Origin of the sequence: Arthrobacter sp. UYCu512 (assembly GCF_040547075.1) — a bacterium.
In the GTDB taxonomy this organism is placed as follows: domain Bacteria; phylum Actinomycetota; class Actinomycetes; order Actinomycetales; family Micrococcaceae; genus Arthrobacter.
In genome coordinates this window covers 21,032-42,224 of the sequence record NZ_JBEPPA010000005.1, presented here as the reverse complement: position 1 = coordinate 42,224, position 21,193 = coordinate 21,032, and the positions used below count along the sequence as shown (strand labels likewise).

Annotated in this window: 22 protein-coding genes; 19 read left to right on the top strand and 3 right to left on the bottom strand. The window is 63.6% G+C overall.

The window, feature by feature from the left end; all coding sequences use genetic code 11:
- From ABIB49_RS06620 to ABIB49_RS06540, 17 genes are all read left to right on the top strand, one after another.
- Positions 1-909 carry a glycosyltransferase gene (locus tag ABIB49_RS06620; protein ID WP_226774451.1) on the top strand — a complete coding sequence of 303 codons (909 nt, stop codon included), beginning with the start codon at positions 1-3 and terminating at the stop codon, positions 907-909.
- 6 nt (positions 910-915) lie between these two features.
- The gene (locus ABIB49_RS06615) at positions 916-1,872 is read left to right on the top strand and encodes a glycosyltransferase (RefSeq protein WP_226774452.1); all 957 of its coding nucleotides are present in this window, start codon (positions 916-918) and stop codon (positions 1,870-1,872) included.
- Between the two features lie 174 nt (positions 1,873-2,046).
- Positions 2,047-3,921, top strand: a complete 1,875-nt coding sequence (locus ABIB49_RS06610; protein WP_354156829.1) for a polysaccharide biosynthesis protein — start codon at positions 2,047-2,049, stop codon at positions 3,919-3,921.
- Positions 3,921-4,943 carry an MraY family glycosyltransferase gene (locus ABIB49_RS06605; RefSeq protein WP_226774454.1) on the top strand — a complete coding sequence of 341 codons (1,023 nt, stop codon included), beginning with the start codon at positions 3,921-3,923 and terminating at the stop codon, positions 4,941-4,943. The genes ABIB49_RS06610 and ABIB49_RS06605 overlap by 1 nt, the downstream gene beginning before the upstream one ends.
- Before the next feature lie 118 nt (positions 4,944-5,061).
- Entirely contained in the window at positions 5,062-5,547 is a 486-nt protein-coding gene (locus tag ABIB49_RS06600) for a hypothetical protein (protein WP_283479341.1), read from the top strand.
- A complete protein-coding gene (locus ABIB49_RS06595) occupies positions 5,540-5,869 on the top strand; it encodes a hypothetical protein (RefSeq protein ID WP_226774456.1) in 330 nt (109 codons plus the stop codon). The genes ABIB49_RS06600 and ABIB49_RS06595 overlap by 8 nt, the downstream gene beginning before the upstream one ends.
- 91 nt (positions 5,870-5,960) lie before the next feature.
- Entirely contained in the window at positions 5,961-6,761 is an 801-nt protein-coding gene (atpB, locus tag ABIB49_RS06590; protein ID WP_226774457.1) for a F0F1 ATP synthase subunit A, read from the top strand.
- 77 nt (positions 6,762-6,838) lie between these two features.
- Complete coding sequence (gene atpE / locus ABIB49_RS06585; protein WP_226774458.1) at positions 6,839-7,042, top strand: ATP synthase F0 subunit C; 204 nt, start codon at positions 6,839-6,841, stop codon at positions 7,040-7,042.
- Between the two features lie 57 nt (positions 7,043-7,099).
- Complete coding sequence (locus tag ABIB49_RS06580) at positions 7,100-7,648, top strand: F0F1 ATP synthase subunit B (RefSeq protein WP_226774459.1); 549 nt, start codon at positions 7,100-7,102, stop codon at positions 7,646-7,648.
- Positions 7,648-8,472, top strand: coding sequence for a F0F1 ATP synthase subunit delta (locus ABIB49_RS06575; RefSeq protein ID WP_226774460.1), 825 nt, complete (start codon positions 7,648-7,650; stop codon positions 8,470-8,472). Before ABIB49_RS06580 ends, ABIB49_RS06575 begins: the two co-directional genes overlap by 1 nt.
- 82 nt (positions 8,473-8,554) lie before the next feature.
- Positions 8,555-10,192 (top strand): F0F1 ATP synthase subunit alpha, encoded by a 1,638-nt coding sequence (gene atpA, locus ABIB49_RS06570; protein ID WP_283479718.1) that lies wholly within the window; start codon positions 8,555-8,557, stop codon positions 10,190-10,192.
- A 76-nt stretch (positions 10,193-10,268) separates the two neighbouring features.
- Positions 10,269-11,162 carry a F0F1 ATP synthase subunit gamma gene (locus ABIB49_RS06565; protein ID WP_226774461.1) on the top strand — a complete coding sequence of 298 codons (894 nt, stop codon included), beginning with the start codon at positions 10,269-10,271 and terminating at the stop codon, positions 11,160-11,162.
- Between the two features lie 78 nt (positions 11,163-11,240).
- The gene (atpD, locus tag ABIB49_RS06560) at positions 11,241-12,695 is read left to right on the top strand and encodes a F0F1 ATP synthase subunit beta (RefSeq protein ID WP_354156828.1); all 1,455 of its coding nucleotides are present in this window, start codon (positions 11,241-11,243) and stop codon (positions 12,693-12,695) included.
- A gap of 1 nt (position 12,696) precedes the next feature.
- Positions 12,697-12,981, top strand: coding sequence for a F0F1 ATP synthase subunit epsilon (locus ABIB49_RS06555; RefSeq protein WP_226774463.1), 285 nt, complete (start codon positions 12,697-12,699; stop codon positions 12,979-12,981).
- A gap of 10 nt (positions 12,982-12,991) precedes the next feature.
- On the top strand, positions 12,992-13,423 hold the full coding sequence (locus ABIB49_RS06550) for a DUF2550 domain-containing protein (RefSeq protein WP_226774464.1): 432 nt from the start codon (positions 12,992-12,994) through the stop codon (positions 13,421-13,423).
- A gap of 5 nt (positions 13,424-13,428) precedes the next feature.
- Entirely contained in the window at positions 13,429-14,811 is a 1,383-nt protein-coding gene (locus tag ABIB49_RS06545; protein WP_283479342.1) for an alpha/beta hydrolase, read from the top strand.
- The gene (locus ABIB49_RS06540; protein ID WP_502913769.1) at positions 14,808-17,360 is read left to right on the top strand and encodes a bifunctional lysylphosphatidylglycerol flippase/synthetase MprF; all 2,553 of its coding nucleotides are present in this window, start codon (positions 14,808-14,810) and stop codon (positions 17,358-17,360) included. The genes ABIB49_RS06545 and ABIB49_RS06540 overlap by 4 nt, the downstream gene beginning before the upstream one ends.
- A gap of 122 nt (positions 17,361-17,482) precedes the next feature.
- On the opposite strand, the gene ABIB49_RS06535 is transcribed toward ABIB49_RS06540, so the two are convergent.
- Entirely contained in the window at positions 17,483-17,686 is a 204-nt protein-coding gene (locus ABIB49_RS06535; protein WP_069952225.1) for a cold-shock protein, read from the bottom strand.
- A gap of 279 nt (positions 17,687-17,965) precedes the next feature.
- Positions 17,966-18,661 (bottom strand): endonuclease NucS, encoded by a 696-nt coding sequence (nucS, locus tag ABIB49_RS06530; protein ID WP_226774466.1) that lies wholly within the window; start codon positions 18,659-18,661, stop codon positions 17,966-17,968.
- A gap of 59 nt (positions 18,662-18,720) precedes the next feature.
- On the opposite strand from nucS, the gene ABIB49_RS06525 reads away from it, so the two are divergent.
- Entirely contained in the window at positions 18,721-19,089 is a 369-nt protein-coding gene (locus ABIB49_RS06525) for an Rv1322 family protein (RefSeq protein ID WP_283479343.1), read from the top strand.
- A 34-nt stretch (positions 19,090-19,123) separates the two neighbouring features.
- Complete coding sequence (locus ABIB49_RS06520) at positions 19,124-19,921, top strand: alpha/beta hydrolase (RefSeq protein WP_226774468.1); 798 nt, start codon at positions 19,124-19,126, stop codon at positions 19,919-19,921.
- Between the two features lie 48 nt (positions 19,922-19,969).
- Here the strand turns inward: ABIB49_RS06520 and ABIB49_RS06515 are convergent, their stop codons facing one another.
- Positions 19,970-21,181 carry an AI-2E family transporter gene (locus ABIB49_RS06515; RefSeq protein WP_226774492.1) on the bottom strand — a complete coding sequence of 404 codons (1,212 nt, stop codon included), beginning with the start codon at positions 21,179-21,181 and terminating at the stop codon, positions 19,970-19,972.
- Positions 21,182-21,193 lie beyond the last annotated feature (12 nt).

The window sequence follows — 21,193 nt, the reverse complement described above, 5'->3', positions numbered from 1 at the left end:
ATGCAACCCAAAGTCGCCGTCGCGGCAGTAACTTTCGACCGCCACGAGGAACTCACCCTCCTGCTCAAGGGCCTGGCCGAACAGACGGCCCCCATCCACTCGATCGCTCTCGTGGACTCCGGCACCGTCCCGGCGACCGCGATCGTCAATGCGGGCGGGGAGAACATTAACTACCTGCGCTCCGAGGCGAACCTCGGCGGTGCCGGAGGGTTCGCTTATGCGATTCTGGCTGCGATGGCCAGCGGCGCGGAGTGGATCTGGATGATGGATGATGACGGGCACCCCGAGGATAAGAGCTGCCTCGCCGAACTGCTCAAGTGCGCCGACGAGCACCAGCTCGATATTGTGAGCCCCCTCGTCGCCGCAACGTCCGATCCCAACCGGCTCTCATTCAATTTCCGGATCAACGGGTTCCTGACCAACGACCGCTCCAGGCTCGCGTCGATGGGCTACCTTCCGGACATGGTGCATTTTTTCAACGGCGCACTGATCCGCACGGAGGTGTTCTACAAGATCGGCATCCCTGACGTGAAGTTCTTTATCCGCGGCGACGAGGTCGACTTCCTGTCGCGGGTCAAGAAAGCCGGCCTCAAATACGGCACCCTGGCCACCGTCGCCGTCCAGCACCCGGCTACCTGGACCGAGATGAAACCCGTCTTCGGCGGGTTCCTTACCCCCGTTATTCCCGAGGGCGAGTTCAAGCGGTACTGCTATTTCCGCAACCGCGGCTACCTCACCCGGAAGTACCGGAACCTGCGCTGGTTCGGCGCCGACATCGTCGGGTTCCCTTACTTCTTCCTGAAAACCGGTGACGTCAAGGGCCTCGCGCGGTGGTTCCGGGCTTACTCCACCGGCTTCCGCGGTCAGGGCTTCGGCTCGCCCGCACAGCTTATGCCGACCAACAGCTAGGCCGGCGTGGAGAAGCTGTTCGCCGTCGTTGTCACCTACAACCGTGCCGACTTACTGCAGAATCTGCTCGAGTCCTTTAGCCGACTGGGCACCCGGCCGGACCGGATCGTGGTGGTGGACAACGCCAGCAGCGATCACACCCCTGACGTTATCGCCCGAGCAATGGCCTCCGGTGCAGTGCCGATCCAGTACGAACGGCTTTCCGCGAACGCCGGCGGCTCCGGCGGCTTCTCCCGCGGTGTGGAGCTTGCCCTCGCCGCCGGTGCCGAATGGCTTTGGCTGATGGACGACGACGTCGAGGTACTCCCCGGGGCGGTCGAGGCGCTTGACAAGTTCACGCCGGACTACTCGTGCATGATAGGACGCCGCTACGATGCCGCCGGCAAGCCGTTCTTCTGGCAGCACCATTTTGTTGAATCACTCGGCGTTTTCCTGCCCGTCTCCGGGGATGTCTTCGGTACCTCGGAGGTCTTTCGGACCAACGTGGGAAATTTCGAGGGCATGCTGATCAAGGCCTCGCTGGCCCGCACCATCGGCCTGCCGGATCCGCGGTTCTTTATCACCTGGGACGACCTCATTTACGGCTGGCTCGCGGCGCAGCAGACCCCGGTGGTCTATGTAAACGCCTTTGTTATCAAAAAGGTGCGGGCCCAGCGCCAAGTGGATCTGGGCGTCCGCCACCTCAATGATTCGAGTGACCTGAGCCGCCGCTACGTGATGCGCAATCGGGGCCATGTGGCGCAGTACCTTCGTGCCTACGGCAAGTTCAACAGGCTGGGTTTTGGTGCCGGAACGGCACTGACTTATTTGAAGGAAGTTGCTCGGCTGGTGCTGGTGGAGCGCAGCATCAGGGGAGCCGGGGCGCTGTGGAACGGCTGGCGCGAATCGCGGGCCATCCTGGCCGACCGCAACTGGCAGCCGATGCCGCCGGTGCCCGGTCCAGCTCCCCGTAAGGAGGGCTGAGGCAGGTGCAGGTCCGGACGAACCCGTCCCGCCGGACCCCTAAGGACCCGGGGTTCCCATCCGGGAGCGATTAGTATCGTGGAAGAACCGGGTACTGTCCGGCAGTTGCAGGGCGGGTAATTATTGAAACAGGCGGATGGCCGCCGTGGTAGTGGAAGTCGGTTGCAATCTCTGTTGACTACGAAATCTGAAGCGCGCGAACCCGCCGCAGCACTGGAGGAGACAAAGCCTCCGCTCTGGATCTGGATCCAGCTCTTCCTGGACTCAATGTCGTGGGTCGTCGCGATCGTCCTGGCCCTGCTGCTGCGCTATGAAATGGGCATCAGGGAAGAACAGCTTGTCAGTGCCCTGATCATCATGGCCATCGCCGTAGTGGTGCAGGCACTTGCCGGCTATGCGCTGGCGCTGTACCGCGGCAGGTATCCGTTCGGAAGTTTCCAGGAAGCCAAGGCGCTGGTCTTTGTCACAGTGATTGTCGCGGCCTCCATCACGCTGAGCCTGCTGGTGCTCTATGAAGCCATCGGAATCGGCCGCAGCGTGGGGCTCATCGCCTTCCCGTTCGCCTGCCTCTTTATGGGGGCCGCCCGCTATGCCAAGAGGCTCTATGTTGAGGGCAAACACCGTCCCGGCGACAGCGCCCAGAATACCCTGATCTATGGCGCGGGTTTCCTCGGCAACTCGCTGCTGACGCGGATGCTGCAGGACGCCGAATCGCCGTATTATCCTGTTGGACTGATTGACGACGATCCCACGAAGAAGCACCTGCGGCTCTCCGGCGTGCAGGTCCTGGGCCGCGGCGACGACCTGCCGGCCATCATCCGGCGCACCCGCGCCACAGTGCTGGTACTGGCGTTTGCCAATGTGGAGGCTTCCGTGGTCCGGCGGATTTCCGACGCAGTAGCCGGAATGAATGTTCGGGTGCTGGTCCTGCCGCCTTTGCGCGACATGCTCGGCGGCGGGGCGCCCCAGGGCTTCTCCGACTTCCGCGAAGTGGCTGTCGAGGACCTGATCGGGCGGCGCCCGGTCGATATCAAAGTCGATGAGATTGCCGGCTACATCAAGAGCAAACGCGTCCTTGTCACCGGGGCCGGCGGATCCATCGGGTCCGAACTGTGCCGGCAGATCGTCCAGTTCTCGCCGGCCGAGCTGATCATGCTTGACCACGACGAAACCGGGCTGCAGCAGACCCAGATCACCATTACCGGACGGGGACTGCTTGCTGGCCGTGACACCGTCCTGGCGAGCATCCGCGACGCGGACGCGCTTCAGGAGATCTTCCAGGACCGCCGCCCGGAGGTGGTGTTCCACGCTGCCGCCCTCAAACACGCGCCGTTGCTGCAGCAGTATCCGATCGAGGCCTGGAAGACGAACGTCCTGGGCACCCTCAACGTCCTGCGTGCCGCAAAGCACGCCGGGGTATCGCACTTCGTGAATATCTCCACGGACAAGGCGGCAAACCCGACGACGGCGCTGGGCCACTCGAAGCGCGTCGCCGAAAAGCTGGCCGCGTGGATGGCGGGCCAGACCGGCCGCAAATTTGTCTCCGTCAGGTTCGGGAACGTTATGGGCAGCCGCGGCTCGATGCTGCCGCTCTTTACGGAGCAGATCCGGGTGGGCGGTCCCGTGACTGTCACCGACCCCGAGGTCACCCGCTTTTTTATGACGATTCCGGAAGCGTGCCAGCTGGTCATCCAGGCCGGCGCGATCGGACGCGGCGGAGAGGTGATGATCCTTGACATGGGGGAACCGGTGAAAATCCTGGACGTTGCCCAACGCATGATCGCGATGTCCGGCAAGAAGGTTGAGATCGTCTACACCGGGCTCCGGCCCGGCGAGAAACTCCACGAGGAACTCGTTGGAATCGGCGAGCTCGACGAACGCCCGCTGCATCCGAAGATCTCCCACACGCAGGCCCACCAGCAGGACCCGTCCGGGCTGGACCTCGACGACTGGCTGGCCCGCTGCGAGGCGGAGCAGGGTCTGGACATCGCTTCCATCCCGGACGATGAAGCGGACGAACCGGGCGAGCACACAAGGGTTGCATCCTGATGCTGATCTTCCTCACTGCCGCCGTCACCCTGCTAGCGAGCGTGCTGCTTCCGTTTGCCGTAAAGCCGTGGCTGGTGAAGATGGGCGTCGTTGACGTTCCCACGGCCCGGTCGTCCCACGGCGCAACCACCATCCGGGGCATGGGAGTGGCCGTTTCGGTGGCCACCGCCATCGGCTACGGGGCCGCCGGCCTGCTGGGAGCGGTGACGGTGGACCGTTCGGTCTTCCTGGTGGTGCTGTGCATCATCGTTGCCAGCGCAGCGGTGGGATGGATTGAAGACCTCCGTGGTCTCTCCATTCGGGGCCGGGCGGCCGCCCAGCTGGGGATTGGTGCCGCGGGTTCCGCAGCTCTGCTCCTGCTCACCGGCCAGTCCTTCTGGTGGTTGCCGCTGGCGGCGCTGGCAATTGCTGCGTACATCAACATCGCGAACTTCATGGACGGCGTCAACGGGATTTCGAGTTTCCACGGCGTCCTGGCGGGCAGCGCCTACGCGGTGGCAGGGGTCTTGGCGGAACAGCCGTGGCTTACCGCTGGTGGGGCGGTGCTGGCCATGTCCTTCCTGGGCTTCCTGCCGTGGAACTTGTCCAGGGGCTCCGTTTTCCTGGGCGACGTCGGCAGCTACCTGCTGGGTGCCTCGGTGGCTGCCTTGGCCGTGGCGGGGTTCTTCAGCGGTGTCTACGTGGAATATGTCCTGTCGCCGATCCTCGTCTATGTTGCCGACACCGGCTACACCCTGCTGCGCCGGATTAATGCCGGTGAACGCTGGTACGCGTCCCACCGGGAGCACGTCTACCAGCGGTTGACCGACGTCGGATTTTCGCACCTTCAGTCGGCAGGCACCGTCGCGGCGTGCACGGCGGCAGTGATCGTTTTCAGCTTCATCGCCGCCACGGCTACCCTGCCTGTGGTGGTGCTCTGCGTCGCCGGAAGCCTGGCCGTCCTTGGGCTTTACCTGGCGTCACCGGACCTGATCCGACACTTCGGGAGGCGCCGGAAAGTTACCAGGTCGCCGGTAACCTAAGCGGGCCGGCGCCCGCGGCGCGGCACGGGACGCCGCCATGTTCTATCTCGTGTAGAATTTAGGGGCGGGTTGACGCCGCGACTTCTACCAGCACCCGCCCCGCGACGATTGGGATCCCATGACCTCCAACGCCGATCCCGGACCCGTCTCCGGCAACGGATCTGTTGGTGCCTCCGGCCCCACACCAGCCCTGTGGCTGCGTTTGCTGGGAATAAGTTCGGCAGTCAGCGGCGGAGCCCTGCTGCTGGTGGCTGTGGCGGCAGTGCTGCTGGCTTCGACGGCAGCTGCCCTTTCCTGGCTTCTCGGCGGAGCCCTGGTCGCCGTCTTTTTCGCCATCAGCCTGCTGATCGGCCACTTCGCCGGACGTAACAACCCCTCCGGTGCGATTGGCCTTTTCGCCGCAACATACTTCATCAAGGTCGTTGGCTTTGCCGTGGTGCTTTTTGCCATCGGCACCCCCGACTGGCTTTCCCGGGGCTGGTTCCTGGCCGGCGCCGTCGTGACAGTTGTGTTGTGGCAGGCCGCCGAGATCTACGGTTTCAGCACGGCCCGGCTGCAGATCTACAACGACCCCAAGACCTCCGAGGGCGGCACCGATGTCTAGCCGCAAAGACGGACGCGCAAGCAAGCCCAAAACCCACAAAACCACTGGCGGAGCCCCCGGTGTATCCGGGAACGGCAGGGACGGCGGATACAACGCCGGAATCGCCGTCTTCAGCTACATTGTTGGCGGAATCATCGTCTGGAGTTTGATAGGGTGGGGTCTGGATAATCTGTGGGGAACCCGCTGGATTGTGCTCGCAGGCGCCCTGCTTGGAGCCGCCGGAGGTTTCTATCTTTCTCACATGCACGGCCTCACCAGCCCGGAGCATTCCGCCGGCGGGGACAATGCCGCACGTGGCCCGTCCGTGGACGAGGATCAGTAATGCCAAATAATTTCACAGGGGGAGAGGCCGGCAGCAACGCCGACTTTCCCCGACCAACGCCCAATGATGGACACTGCAGAGAGGAAACGCGTTGATCGCGCTTGCGCTCCCGGCCCAAGATTCAGGACCTTTTTCGCCTCCTGGAATTGAAGAAATGCACCTGCCGGCAATCCTGCCGTGGGGGGCGGCCGACGGATTCTCCAAGCAGATGCTGCTGGTAATCCTTTCGGTCGTTATTATCGCCACATTCTTTCTGCTAGCTGCCCGCAAGGGCCAGCTTGTCCCCGGCAAACTGCAGTTTGCGGGTGAAGCCGCTTACGGCTTCGTCCGCAATGGCATTGCCAAGGACATCATCGGCGGCAAAGATTTTATGAAGTACGTCCCGCTGTTGTTCAGCCTCTTCTTCTTTATCCTGGTGAACAACATCTACGGTGCCATTCCGGTCATCCAGCTCCCGACGTTCTCGCACGTCGGCGGCGCATATGTGATGGCCGCGATTGTGTACATTACCTGGATCGTCATCGGCGTCAGGAAAAACGGACTGCGCTACTTCAAGCTGGCCACCGTTCCCTCCGGAGTCCCGGGCTATATTCTTCCGATCGTTATCCCGATCGAGATCATCTCCAACTTCCTGGTCCGCCCGGTGACGCACAGCCTGCGTTTGTTTGCGACGATGCTGGCGGGGCACCTGATCGTGATGATTGCCGGTTCCGGCATCGAGTACCTCGTGATGAATGAAAACCTCCTGCTGAAGGGCACCTCGGTGCTCGTTCTCGCCGGCGCCATTGCGATGTACATGCTCGAAGCGCTGATTATGGTTCTGCAGGCTTACGTGTTTACGCTGCTGACCGCCATCTACATTGAAGGCGCGCTGCACGCGGACAGCCACTAGGCACCCCAAACTTCCCCTTGCGGGATGAAGCAACCCAAACAACCTGCCGCACAGACGGCATCTTGAAAGGAAGAAAAATGAACGGCTCTCTCAACCTCGTAGGTTACGGTCTGTCCGCAATCGGCGGTGGTATCGGTGTTGGTCTCGTGTTCGCCGCGTACATCAACGGTGTTGCACGCCAGCCGGAGGCACAGCGTGTGCTCCAGCCGATCGCCTTCCTCGGCCTCGCGCTGACCGAAGCCCTCGCCATCCTCGGCCTGGTCTTCGCGTTCGTTCTCTAGTCTGAACCTTAGAGCTAAGCGAACATCCAGAACCGAGTAGATAAGGACGGGTGAATTATGAATCAGCTGATCATCTCAGCCGCCGTTGAAGGCCAGTCGCCTTTGCTTCCCAATGTTTGGGAAATGGGCGTCGTCTTGGCCGGCTTTGCTGTCCTCATGTTCATTGTGGTCAAGTATGTTGTCCCGATGTTCGAGAAGACCTTCGCGGAGCGTGCCGAGGCCATCGAAGGTGGCATTGCCAAGGCTGAAAAGGCCCAGGCAGAGGCTTCTGCCGCGCTCGAAGAGTACAAGCAGCAGCTTACGGACGCCCGTGCCGAGGCCAACCGCATCCGCGAGGAAGCCCGTGCCGAAGGCGCCCAGATTCTTGCGGACCTGAAGGAGAAGGCGGCTGCCGAGTCTGCTCGTATCACGGCGCAGGCACACGCAGCCATCCAGTCCGAGCGTCAGGCGGCCGTTGTGTCGCTCCGCTCGGAGGTCGGCACGCTTGCCACGACGCTGGCTGGCCGCATCGTCGGCGAGTCCCTCGAGGACGACGCGCGTTCGGCCCGTGTGGTTGACCGTTTCCTGGCAGATCTGGAGAACCAGAACGCAGGTGCAGCTAAGTAATGGCAGGTGTATCGAGCGGATCGCTGACCGCGGCCCTGGCGGATTTGGAAGTCAAACTTCCTTTCGCCTCGCTGCAGCTGGCTAAAGAACTCTTCGGAATTCTGGGCACGGTAGACAGCTCGGCTGGCTTGCGACGCGCCCTGACTGACCCGTCCCGCAGCGGCGCGGACAAGTCGGCGCTGGTCAAGCAGCTCTTTGGCGGGAACGTCTCCGCGGAAGCTGTGGACATCGCGAGCGGACTGGCCGGCTCACGCTGGGCATCAGCCCGGGATATCGGCGATGCTCTCGAGACTCTTGCCGCTTCGGTGGTCATTGCCGTTGCTGAGAACAAGTCGGCTGCCGCTGCCTCAGGCATCAGCGGGCTGGAAGCGCTGGAGAACGACCTGTTCTCTTTCAACCAGGCCGTCGATTCCAATCATGAGGTCCAGCGTGCTGTGTCCGAACCGCAGGCCAGCGCGGCTGCCAAGGTGGCCCTCGCTGAGAAGCTTGTACCCAGTGCAAGCGAGGAAGCGAAAGTCCTGATTGGACAAGCAGTTTCGCAGCCCCGCGGCCTCAAGGCGACCAAGCTTGTTCGTCGTTTCGCGGAGCTTGCAGCAAAGCGCCAGCAGCGCTGGATTGCAACAGTCAGCGTCACCCGTCCGCTGGCGGAGACACAGACCAGCCGTCTGCAGGAGGGCCTGAACGCCCTGTACGGACGCGAGCTCAAGATCAACATGAACGTTGACCCGGCACTGATCGGTGGCATCCGGATCCAGGTAGGGGATGAAGTTGTAGACGCTTCCGTCCTCGCCCGCCTGGGCCAGCTCCACCGCCAGCTTGCTTAGCCAGCCGGACCAGCACAACTAAACGAAACCCCGGTCATCGTGAGCAACGATGATCACGAAAACAGGAGAGCAGGGACTGCAGATGGCCGAATTGACCATCAACGCCGACGACGTCCGTAATGCGTTGAACGAGTTCGCGGCGTCCTACGAACCCGGAAACGCTGAGCGCGTAGAGGTCGGCCGTGTAACAACCGCAGGTGACGGCATCGCCCGTGTTGAGGGCCTTCCCTCGGTCATGGCGAATGAGCTGCTTCGCTTCGAAGACGGCACGCTGGGCCTGGCCCAGAACCTCGACGTTCGCGAGATTGGCGTTATCGTCCTCGGCGACTTCACCGGAATCGAAGAAGGCCAGGAAGTTCACCGCACCGGACAGGTTCTGTCCGTACCGGTGGGCGACGCCTTCCTCGGCCGGGTTGTTGACCCGTTGGGCGAGCCCATCGATGACCTTGGCGAGATCAAGGCCGAAACCACCCGTGCGCTTGAACTTCAGGCGCCCGGCGTGACCCAGCGCAAATCGGTCCACGAGCCGATGCAGACCGGCCTCAAGGCGATCGACGCCATGATCCCGATCGGCCGCGGCCAGCGTCAGCTGATCATCGGTGACCGCCAGACCGGCAAGTCCGCCATTGCCATCGACACGATCATCAACCAGAAGGCCAACTGGGCTTCCGGGGATGTCAACAAGCAGGTGCGCTGCATCTATGTAGCCATCGGCCAGAAGGCATCGACGATCGCGGCCGTCCGCCAGACCCTCGAGGACAACGGTGCGCTGGAGTACACGACGATCGTGGCTTCCCCCGCATCCGACCCCGCAGGCTTCAAGTACCTGGCTCCGTACGCCGGTTCGGCCATCGGCCAGCACTGGATGTACGGCGGCAAGCACGTCCTTATCGTGTTTGATGACCTCTCCAAGCAGGCCGAGGCTTACCGTGCTGTATCCCTGCTGCTCCGCCGCCCGCCGGGACGCGAAGCCTACCCGGGCGACGTCTTCTACTTGCACTCCCGGTTGCTGGAGCGTTGTGCCAAGCTCTCCGACGAGCTCGGTGCAGGGTCGATGACCGGCCTGCCGCTCATCGAAACCAAGGCAAACGACGTCTCCGCCTACATCCCGACCAACGTGATCTCCATTACCGATGGCCAGATCTTCCTGCAGTCGGACCTCTTCAACGCCAACCAGCGTCCGGCCGTCGACGTGGGTGTCTCCGTTTCCCGCGTTGGTGGCGCCGCCCAGGTCAAGTCCATGAAGAAGGTCTCCGGTACCTTGAAGCTGGAACTGGCCCAGTACCGCGATATGCAGGCTTTCGCAATGTTCGCGTCGGACCTCGACGCCGCATCGCGCCAGCAGCTGACCCGCGGTGCGCGCCTGATGGAACTGCTCAAGCAGGGCCAGTACTCACCCTTCCCGGTCGAGAACCAGGTTGTGTCGATTTGGGCCGGTACCAACGGGCACCTCGACGACGTTCCGGTTGAGGACATCAGCCGCTTCGAGACCGAGTTCTTGGACCACCTCAAGCACAAGTCCTCCATCCTGACGACGCTGGCCCAGACCAACGTGATGAGCGATGACACCGCAGAAGCACTGAAGGCCGCGATCGTGGACTTCAAAAAGGGCTTCTTCGGCGAGGGAGACAGCCTCCTTGTTGGTGCAGGGCACGAAGAGCATGCAGCCATCGACGAGGCACAGGTCGACCAGGAAAAAATCGTCAAGCAGAAGCGCTAGTTTCGCTGGCCGGGACTGCCGGAACCCCACCGGGTTCTGGCAGTCCCGGCCACCGGGATCTTAGGAAAGGATAAGTATGGGAGCCCAGATTCGGGTCTACCGCCAGAAGATCAGCTCGACGACGTCGATGCGCAAGATCTTCAAGGCGATGGAACTGATCGCTACCTCGCGCATCGGCAAGGCCCGAGCACGCGTAGCAGCTTCACTGCCTTACGCAAACGCCATCACGCGTGCCGTTTCTGCTGTCGCAAGCCAGAGCGAAATCGACCACCCGCTGACCACCGAGCCGGAGCAGATCCGCCGGGCCGCCGTCCTGGTAATCACCTCGGACCGTGGCCTTGCAGGGTCGTACTCCGCGAGTGTGCTCAAGCAGGCGGAAGGCCTCCACGAGCTGCTCGTCGAGGAGGGCAAGGAAGTCAAGATGTACCTGGTCGGCCGCAAGGCGCAGGCGTACTTCGACTTCCGGAACCGTCCTTACGGGCGTGTCTGGACCGGCGGTACGGACGCACCGGAGTTTGCCACGGCACAGGAAATCGGCGAAGCATTGCTGGCCGACTTTGCGACGGACTACGCAGAGGGAGGCGTCGACGAAATCCACGTCGTCTACACCCGCTTCAAGTCCATGGTGACCCAGGAGCCGACGGTTGTCCGTCTTCTCCCGCTGGAGGTTGTCGAAGAGCAGGCGGCGTCCGAATCGGATCTGCTGCCGCTCTACGAATTCGAACCGGAAACGGAACAGGTTCTCGACGCTCTGCTGCCGCGCTACATCGAATCACGTATCTTCGCCGCGATGCTGCAGGCAGCAGCTTCAGAGCTTGCTGCCCGCCAGCGGGCAATGAAGTCCGCCGGCGACAATGCCACGGATCTCATCAAGAAGTTTACGCGTCTGCGCAACACCGCCCGCCAGGCTGAAATTACGCAGGAGCTTTCCGAAATCGTGGCCGGTGCCGACGCGTTGAACGCGTCCTAGCCGCACGAATCCGGATCCAGCTGTACCTGCACCAAAAGAAACTTAACCCAACGCCATCTACTGAGTGAAGTGAGAGAGATGACTGCCACAGCTACCGAACACGTAGCCGCGACGACCGGTGCTACCGGCCGTATTGCACGTGTTATTGGCCCGGTTGTCGACGTCGAATTCCCGGCTGACGCAATCCCCTCGATTTACAACGCACTCACCACTGAGATTACTCTCAACGGTGAGACCAAGACGATCACGTTTGAGGTTGCTCTGCACCTCGGCGATAACGTCATTCGCGCCATCTCGCTGCAGGCGACCGACGGACTTGTCCGCGGTACCGCTGTAGTGGACTCGGGTGCCCCCATTTCCGTGCCTGTCGGCGACGTCGTCAAGGGACACATCTTCAACGTCCTCGGCCAGCCGCTGGACGTGCCTGAGTCGGAACTCGAAATCACCGATCGCTGGCCCATCCACCGCAAGGCCCCGGCCTTCGCGACGCTCGAGGGTTCCACCGAGATGATGGAAACCGGCATTAAGGTCATTGACCTTCTCACCCCGTACATCAAGGGTGGCAAAATCGGTCTGTTCGGTGGTGCCGGCGTTGGCAAGACGGTACTGATCCAGGAAATGATCACCCGTGTTGCCCGCAACTTCGGCGGCACCTCGGTCTTCGCCGGTGTCGGCGAGCGTACCCGTGAAGGTAACGACCTCTGGGTTGAAATGGAAGAGGCGGGCGTCCTTAAGGACACCGCCCTTGTCTTCGGCCAAATGGATGAGCCGCCGGGAACGCGCCTGCGCGTTGCACTGTCCGCGCTGACCATGGCGGAGTACTTCCGCGATGTGCAGAACCAGGACGTGCTGCTCTTCATCGATAACATCTTCCGCTTCACCCAGGCAGGTTCCGAGGTTTCCACCCTCCTCGGCCGGATGCCTTCGGCCGTGGGCTACCAGCCCAACCTGGCTGACGAGATGGGTCTCCTGCAGGAGCGCATCACGTCCACCAAGGGCCACTCGATCACCTCGATGCAGGCCATCTACGTACCCGCAGATGACTACACCGACCCGGCTCCGGCCACGACCTTCGCACACCTCGACGCGACCACGGAACTGTCCCGTGAAATCGCTTCCCGTGGTCTGTACCCGGCCGTTGACCCGCTGACGTCGACGTCCCGCATCCTGGATCCGCAGTACATCGGCAACGACCACTACAACACGGCCGTCCGCGTCAAGCAGATCCTGCAGAAGAACAAGGAACTTCAGGACATCATCGCCATCCTCGGTGTTGACGAACTCTCTGAAGAAGACAAGATTGTTGTCTCGCGTGCCCGCCGCATCCAGCAGTTCCTCTCGCAGAACACCTACACCGCCAAGCAGTTCACCGGCGTCGAGGGCTCCACCGTGTCCATCAAGGACACCGTTGAAGGCTTCACCGCAATCTGCGACGGCGAGCTGGACCACATCGCAGAGCAGGCGTTCTTCAACGTCGGCGGCCTGGATGACGTCGAGCGCCAGTGGGCCAAGATCCAGGAACAGACCAAGTAATATGGCTGAGCTTGAGGTTGAGATTGTCGCAGCGGACCACTTCGTGTGGTCCGGAGCGGCCACCATGGTCAAGGCCCGCACCAGCGATGGTGAAATCGGAATCCTGCCCGGCCACTCGCCCCTGCTGGCGATACTGGCCGAAGGTGAGCTGGCCATCCAGCCGGTCTCCGGTGACCGCATTTCTGTAGTGGTCGACGGCGGCTTCTTCTCCGTCGACAACAACCGGGTCGTCATTGTTGCTGACAACGCCCAAATGGGCGACGCGGTTACTGCGGGGATCCGCTAGCACGACCTTGATGAACGATACCGTTTTTCCGTTCATCGTCCTGGCAACGGTCTTTGCGTTGCTGGTATTTGCACTGTGCCTTTCGGGGGTGCGCCGCATCACCCTGCGGCGCACCCTGGGCACAGTGGACGCCTCCATTTGCACGGCCGGAAACGGCTGGCAGATGGGGGTTTGTCGTTATCAGGACAACGACCTGGAGTGGTTCCGCCTTGCCTCGCTGAGCACGCGGCCCAAGTACACTTTCCGCCGGAGTTCGCTCGAGCTGATCGCCAGGCGCCAGCCCAGCGAATCCGAGCTCGTCGAAGTCCAGCCCGGGGCCGTGATTGTAGAGCTCCGGTACGAGGGGCAGGACGTCCTGCTCGCGATGCGGTTCGACGCCTACACCGGGCTGTCATCCTGGCTTGAGGCCGGGCCGGTCATCGGCGTCGGGACCTGGCGCTAGCGCCGATGTCTTTTCTGGAAGAACTCCGGCTAGTGGACGGGCCGGTGCTGTGGTTCGCCTGGCTTGCCGGCACCGCGGGCCTGGCCTACCTGTTCTGGCAGCCCGGGAGCAAACGCGCCCGGAGCACCGCAGCCCGTCCGTGGCTGGCTTTCCTGCTTCCGCGGGCCGCCGTTGTGCTTGTTGCGGCGGCATTGCTTGCCGCTGCGCACTGGCTGATGATTTACGCCGTTCCGGTGTTCCCTGACGAACTCCCCGCCGAGGTCCTTGCCTGGTCGTTGCCTGCGGTCACGGCCCTGCTGCTCTGGATGATGCACCTGTGGATCACCTGGCGGGCCGCGGGCCGCCGGAGCCCCGCGCCGGGCGGCACCCGGCGTCCAGCCCGCGCGACGGCTGCGTCCACGGGCGCCCTGCTCGGTGTTGTGCTGCTCTCGGCCGTGCAGGTCAACGCGTATTTTGGACTTAACCACACGGTGAGCGACCTCGCCGGCACAGCCGTGGCACGGATTCAACCGCTGGACGACGGGCTGAAACGCGTTCCCGGTGCTGCCCCCGGGGTGAGCCTGTCCGCGTGGAAACCGCCGGCGGACCTGCCCGACGCCGGTGTTATGCGGCGCGCCGCCATCCCCGGGACCCGTTCGGGCTTCCAAGGCCGCGAGGCGTACATCTATCTTCCGCCCGCGTACCGGACCTCGCCCCGGCCGGCACTTCCCGTCCTGGTGCTTTTCTCCGGCCAGCCCGGAGGACCGGCAGACTGGCTCACGGGCGGGGCGCTGCGCAGCCGCATGGACCAGTATGCGGCAGCGCACCATGGTGTTGCTCCGGTGGTGGTGGTAGCGGATCCGAACGGTTCCGCCGCAGCGAATACACTCTGCATGGACAGCCGGATCGCCCGGGCGGACACGTATCTGGCCGAGGACGTGCCGGACTGGATCAACCAGACACTGGATGTGGATCCGGACCACAAACAGTGGGCCGCCGGCGGATTCTCCTTTGGTGCGACCTGCGCGATGCAGATGGTGACGCGCCATCCGGACATCTATGGCTCAGCACTGGCGTTCTCAAGCGAAAAGGAGCCCGCGCTTGCGAAGGAGCGGGACAAGACGATTGCTGCCTCCTTTGGCGGCGACGCCGAAGCCTTCGACCGTTTGACGCCGCTGCGGCTGATGACGGACCGCCGCTTTGACGGGCACGCCATCTATTTTGGCGCCGGCGAGCGTGATCCCGAGTTCATCGGCTACATGGAGCTCCTGTCGACGGCTGCACGCGATGCCGGCTTTACCGTGGCGACCCGCCGGATACCCAAGGCCGGGCATTCCTGGGAGACCGGGTCCAGGGGCCTGCCCGCCGGGCTGGACTTTCTGGGAGACCGTTGGGGGATCACCCGGTGAGCCCGGCAGACCCGGCGCGGCGGGGTTCCGACGCCGCTTCCCTGGCTGGTCTTGTCCTGGCGGGCCTGCGGCAGTCGCTCGGCCATCTGCGCGCCATACCCTTCACCCTCGCCGTCCTCGCGGCTTTCCTCCTGGTCGGTGCGGCCACCGGAAGCTTTCTCGCCGGGCCGCCGGAATCGTTGCTGAATCTGGCTTCCGTCAGCGCCCCGGGCCTGAAATCCGGGGCCTGGTGGTCGATGTTTACCTCGATGTTCTTCGCCACGAACCTGCTGGCATATGCCGCAGCCGCTCTAATGATCCTGCTCCTGCTGGGCCTCACCGAGCGGCAGCTTGGCAGTCGACGCACGGCAGTGTTCTATTTTGCCGCACAGTTCGCTTCGGTGACGCTGTTTCTGCTGCTGACTCAACTCGCCCGGTATGCCGACGACGGCTGGCTCGGGCGAATGGTGGATGCGCGTCTTATGGGCCCGTATGCTGCCGTGCTGGCCGTCGCGCTGGCGTCAAGCGGCTTGCTGCCCACACTCTGGCAACGCCGGCTGCGCACGGCGGTGGTCGGTGTTTCACTGATGCTTGTGCTGTATGTCGGGCATGCGGAGACGGTTGTGGGGTTGGCCGGTGCCCTGTCCGGGCTGGCCGCCGGCTGGTGGATCCAGGGCGACAAGGGCACGCTGCAACGCCACCGTTCCACCGGACGTGAAACCCGGAACCTGCTCGCGCTCACCGTGGCGATTTTCGCCGTCGGGCCCATCCTCACGGCCACCGTCAGGGCTCCCACCGGGCCGCTGGCACTGCTGCGGGACGTCGTCCTGAACCCGTTGCCCACCCTGAACCAGCTGGAACAGTATTGCGGCGGCACCATCGACGTGAGCTGCCTTGAGGCCGGGCGGGCCGGTTTCGCCGGACCGCTGGGCCTGGCGCTGGCGGTGGTCCCGGTGGTGCTGCTTCTGATCTGCGCTGACGGCATGCGGCACGGACGAAGGCTGGCCCTCCGGATCGCGATCACCGTCCAGCTCGCGGTGACGGCCTTGGCGGCCGTCTACCTTTCGCTGTTCGCCCGGATCCCGCCGTACGCCGGCCGGCCGCGAACCGGTGTGATGGGCTCAAGTATTGTCCACGTGCTGCCCCTCGTGGTGGTTCCCCTGATGCTGGTTCTCCTGCTCGTGGCCAACCGGCGCCAGTTCCGGGTCGAAACCAGTCCTCGGGCACGTACGGCCCTCGCCGCCGTGGTGGGCGGAACGCTGCTGGTGCTGGCCTCCGGCTACACCGCAGTCTGGCTGTCCGACGGCGGCATGGACCGTGACGGCGGGCTCCTCGGCCTGGCCGCCGAGCTGTCCCGCCAGTATCTGCCGATTCCCATCCCCGGAATATACAGCCGCCTCTTCCAGGGCCGTGATCCCGTTGAGGCCTTCCTTTTCGCCACGTCCGGCATCATCTTCTGGGCCGTTGCGCTCACCGCTGTGTGGCTGGTCCTGCAACGCCGGCAGCACCGCACCGACGCCGGGGCAGATGACCGCGGCGTGGCCCGCAGCCTCATCCGCCAAGGCGGAGACTCCTTGTCCTGGATGGCGTTGTGGGAGCCCAACAAGTATTGGTTCGCCCCGGAGCGCCGCGGGGGAGTGGCCTACCAGCAGCACGGCAATGTCGCACTGACACTGGCAGGTCCCTTCGGCCCCGCGGCTTTCCGTGCGGAGACGGCAGCGGGTTTTATCCGTTACTGCGCCGAACACGCCCTCATTCCCTGCTTCTATTCGTGCACTGACGAGATCTGGCCACTGCTGGCGGGCCGTGGCTTCCGGCGGGTGGCGGTGGCGCAGGAAACCCGGCTGGCCGTCCGCTCGCTGGAGTTTAAGGGTAAGGACTGGCAGAACGTCCGCACTGCCCTAAACCGTGCCGCGAAGACCGGGGTGCACGCGGTATGGGGCCGTTACACGGACTTTGCGCCGGCAGTAAGGGCCCAGCTCAGCGAAGTCTCGGAGGAATGGGCCGCCCAGAAGTTCATCCCCGAGATGGGATTTACCCTCGGCGGCATCGACGAGCTTGAAGACGAGGAAGTGCTGTGCTGCCTGGCAATGGACGCCGGGGGCCAGGTGCAGGGCGTCACCAGCTGGCTTCCGGTCCACAGCGACGGGCGCCTGGTCAGCTGGACCCTGGACTTTATGCGCCGCCGTCGTGATTCCATCCCCGGTGTGATGGAATTTCTGATCGCCTCCGCGGTCCGGGAATTCCGCGACTCGGTGGAGGTGATCTCCCTGTCCGGGTCGCCGTTGGCGAAGGACACGGCTGCCATGGCTGACGTTGCCGGAGATGATTCCGGCTCCGAGTCGCTGGCACGGATTCTGGACGTTGTGGGGAAGGCGCTGGAACCCGTGTACGGCTTCAGGTCGCTGGCAACCTTTAAGTCCCGTTTTCAGCCGGAGTACCGGACGCTGTACCTGTATTACCAGGATCCCCTGCAACTGCCAGCCATGGGCAGGGCGCTCAGCCGGGCGTATCTGCCAGGCCTGTCGATGCGGCAAAGTGCGCGGCTTCTACGGAGCCTGGTGCGCTGAGTCGGCGGACTGTCCAAGTGGGGTTTGCTGCCTGCCGGCCGTGGGGGCAAAAAATGATCCCCGGCTCGGAAGCCGGGGATCATTCTGCGCGGAACCGCCGGAGGCAGTCCCCGCTGTGGGTACTAGACCAGCGTCACGCCGGTTGCCTGCGGGCCCTTGGCGCCCTGGCCGATTTCGAACTGAACGCGGGCGTTCTCGTCGAGGGTTTTGAAGCCGCCGGTCTGGATCTCCGAGTAGTGAACAAAAACATCGCCGTCGGCGTCGTCCGGGGTGATAAAGCCGAAGCCCTTTTCAGCGTTGAACCACTTGACAGTTCCCTGTGCCATGTAAATCTCCTCGTTCTGAATCTTGTTTTAAACCCGGCACACTTCGTGCCGCGCTTGGTCACTCCGCGAGAAGCATTTGAGGCTGTGGGACCGGAATACCCGGGCTTCGGCGGCAGGCGCTTCACGCTCGCAACATGTCTTGCGAGCATAAAAATACCTACACAAAGACTCCCATAAGAATTTCATGTGAGCTGCGTCAGGTCAACGGGCGAGGCCCACAATTGGCATAAATTTTGTACAAAGAATCGATGAACGCAGCCAGCGCCGAATTCCGGCCGCTTAGAAAAGCCGGGATTCGACGTCGTCGACGCCGCGCATGGCATCGTAGTCGAGGGTGACACAGTCGATGCCGCGGTCGGCCGCCAGCACCTTGGCCTGCGGCTTGATCTGCTGGGCCGCAAAGATCCCGCGGACCGGAGCCAGCAGCGGGTCGCGGTTGAGCAGTTCGAGGTAGCGGGTCAGCTGCTCGACGCCGTCGATGTCGCCGCGGCGCTTGAGCTCAATGGCCACTGTGGCGCCACCGGCGTCCCGGGCCAGGATGTCCACCGGTCCGATAGCCGTATAGTACTCGCGGCGGATAAGGGTAAATCCGGTGCCCAGGAGTTCAATCTGGTCAGCCAGAAGCCGCTGCAGGTCAGCCTCGACACCGTCCTTGATCAAGCCGGGATCCTGTCCGAGCTCGTGGGAGGTGTTGTGCAGCTGCTCATGGATGTTGATGATCAGCCGGTCATCCGTTTTGGCTGACTGGACGGTCCATTGTTCGATCACACCAATTTCGACGTCGACTTCGTCCGGGGTGGAGACCCGCAGCGACGCCGGCGGACTCATCCAGTTCAAAGGCTTGTAGGACCCGCCATCGGAATGGACCAGGACGGAACCGTCGGCCTTGACCAGCAGGAGCCGGGTCGCCAGCGGGAGATGGGCTTTGAGCCGGCCGACATAATCTACGGAGCAACGGGCTATGACTAAACGCACCCGGTCAACACTACCGCCTGCGGCGACAGGGGGCACCCGGACTGGGGCAGAATGGAACCATGCCCCGTTCCAACCGTCCCCGCCGGCCCGTCTCCGGGCGATCCGGATCAGGCAAGGCAGGGACCGGCAAAGCAACCAAGCCCGGTGTGAAGGGCGGTCCCGTGCCGGAACTGGACCTGGAGCGTGCGCGCACCGGCGTCGCGCGCCGGGAGAGTGCACCCGACGGAGAGTGGTCGGTCCGGTCCATCACCGCCGGCCGCGCCGAGAAGACCTACAATTGTCCAGGCTGCTCCACGGCGGTGCTGCCCGGTGTGGCACACCTCGTGGTGTGGTCCGAGGACCACCTCTTCGGGGCGGCCGCGGGACTCGCAGAGCGGCGGCACTGGCACACCAACTGCTGGACCTCACGCAGCTACCGCTACCGCTGACGCGGCCCCCGGTTGGTGTCGCTAAGCTGGACGCATGAGTTTTGACCCGGCGTCGTACGTCTTCAGCCAGCCTTCCGAACCGACAGCGATCCGTGCCTCCACAGTGCTTCCCGCCCACCGGGAGAACGTGGAGCTCATCACCGGCGACGGACACCGGCTCGTCGGCGAACTCGCGCTCCCCGAGTCCGGTGCGGTGAAGGCCACCCTGATCACCCTGCATCCGTTGCCGACGCACGGCGGGTTTATGGACTCGCACATCTACCGGAAAGCCTCCTACCGCCTTCCAGCCCTGGCCGGAATTGCAGTGCTCCGGTTCAACACCCGCGGCACCGGCTCGCCGAGGGGAACCAGCGAGGGCCAATTTGAGGAGGGCATCGGCGAACGCCTGGACGTCGAAGCCGCCGTGAAGTTCGCCGTGGACCGTGGCCTGCCGAACCGCTGGCTCGTGGGCTGGTCCTTTGGTACGGAGCTCGCGCTGATGTACGGGGCATCCGAACCGGTGGCCTCCGGGGTGGCCGGCGCCATCCTGCTCTCGCCGCCCCTGCACCGGGCCACGGAGGTTCACCTGAAGGAATGGGCGGCAGCCGGCAAACCGCTTAAGGTGCTGGTCCCCGCACTTGACGACTATCTCCAGCCGGTCGAGGCCGCGGAGCGTTTCGCAGTGGTGCCGCAGGCCCGCGTTATCGGCGTGGACGGTGCCAAGCACCTGTGGGTGGGGGAAAAATACGCCGGCCGGGTGCTTAACGAGATTGTCGACGAGGTGTTGCCGGGGGCAACTGCCACCCGGCTGCCGGAGGAATGGGACGGCCCGTTGGCCACGGCGCACGCCTAAGTGCACACCGGAGCCCGCCGGGCAGGTTGATGGTCGCGCACCCTTGGGTTAGTGCTTGTCCTGACGGACGATAAAAATTTCCTTGACCAGGAGCATGATGGCCGCGGCGGTGGGGATCGCTATCAGTGCACCGAGCACACCGAGGAGGCTGCCGCCGGCGATCACCGAGATGACTGCCACGGCACCGGGCACTGCCACGGCCTTCTGCATAATACGCGGGGAGATAAAGTAGGCCTCGAACTGCAGGTAGGCGAAGTAGCAGATGGCGTAGACCACTGCAGTCTGCCAGCCCGCGGTGAGCGCAATCAGCGTGACGATCACCCCGGCAATCAAGCCTCCGACCAGGGGAATGAACGCCAGCAGCGCCACCACAAAGGCCAGCAGCACGGCGAAAGGGACGCCAACGATGGACATCACGATGAATGAGTAGGCGGCGTTCAGGAGGGCGACGACCGCCTGCCCGATCACATAATTGCCCACCGATCCGGTGATTTCCTCAGACAGGGCTTCCACCCTGGCCCGGCGGGACCGTGGAGCCAGGCGATAGCCCCATTTTTTCATCGCCGGCAGGGCAGCGAGGAAGTAGAGGCTGAGTACCAGGACGATCAGCGTCCCGAAGAGGCCGTTTGCCACAGTGGTGCCGAATCCGACGACGCCGCCAAAGATTCCACCCATCGCCTCCGGGTTGTTGACGAACTTCTCCAGCTCCTGGGTGATGCGTTCCCGCACCCCGTACTGGTTGTCGATGCTGCGGAAGAAGTCGGAGTTAATGAAGTCCGTGACCCAGCGCGGTGCTTCCTCGACGATTTGGGTGACCTGCTGGACGATGGTCGGGATGAGCGTGGCAAAAAAACCCGCAATGGCAAGGGCCAGGCTGGCCACGGCGATCACGATCCCGGCGGCGCGGGGGACCCTTTTCGTCTCAAGCCAGCGCACCACCGGATCCAGTCCCAAGGCGATAAAAAGCGCCGCCACGATCCACAGGAGCAGCTGTGTTGTGTTGGAACCGATCCAGTACACAAGCAGTGCCATGCCGACGCCGACAGTCCCCAGGAAGCCGACGTACAGGGGGTGCTGGGAGGACATTCGCGGCCCGGGATCGCCGAAGCGTGTGCTCGCCTCTGTCTCGGCCAGGATCTGGTCCTGCTCCGGGGGCATCTCGAAACGAAGCCGCGGTTGTGCTCCCGGAATGGGCTGGCGCAGGCGGTGGGCCAAGGAATTCAGCACCCCAGCGAGGGCGCTGCGGCGGGGGGAAACCAGTTCGTGCGCGGG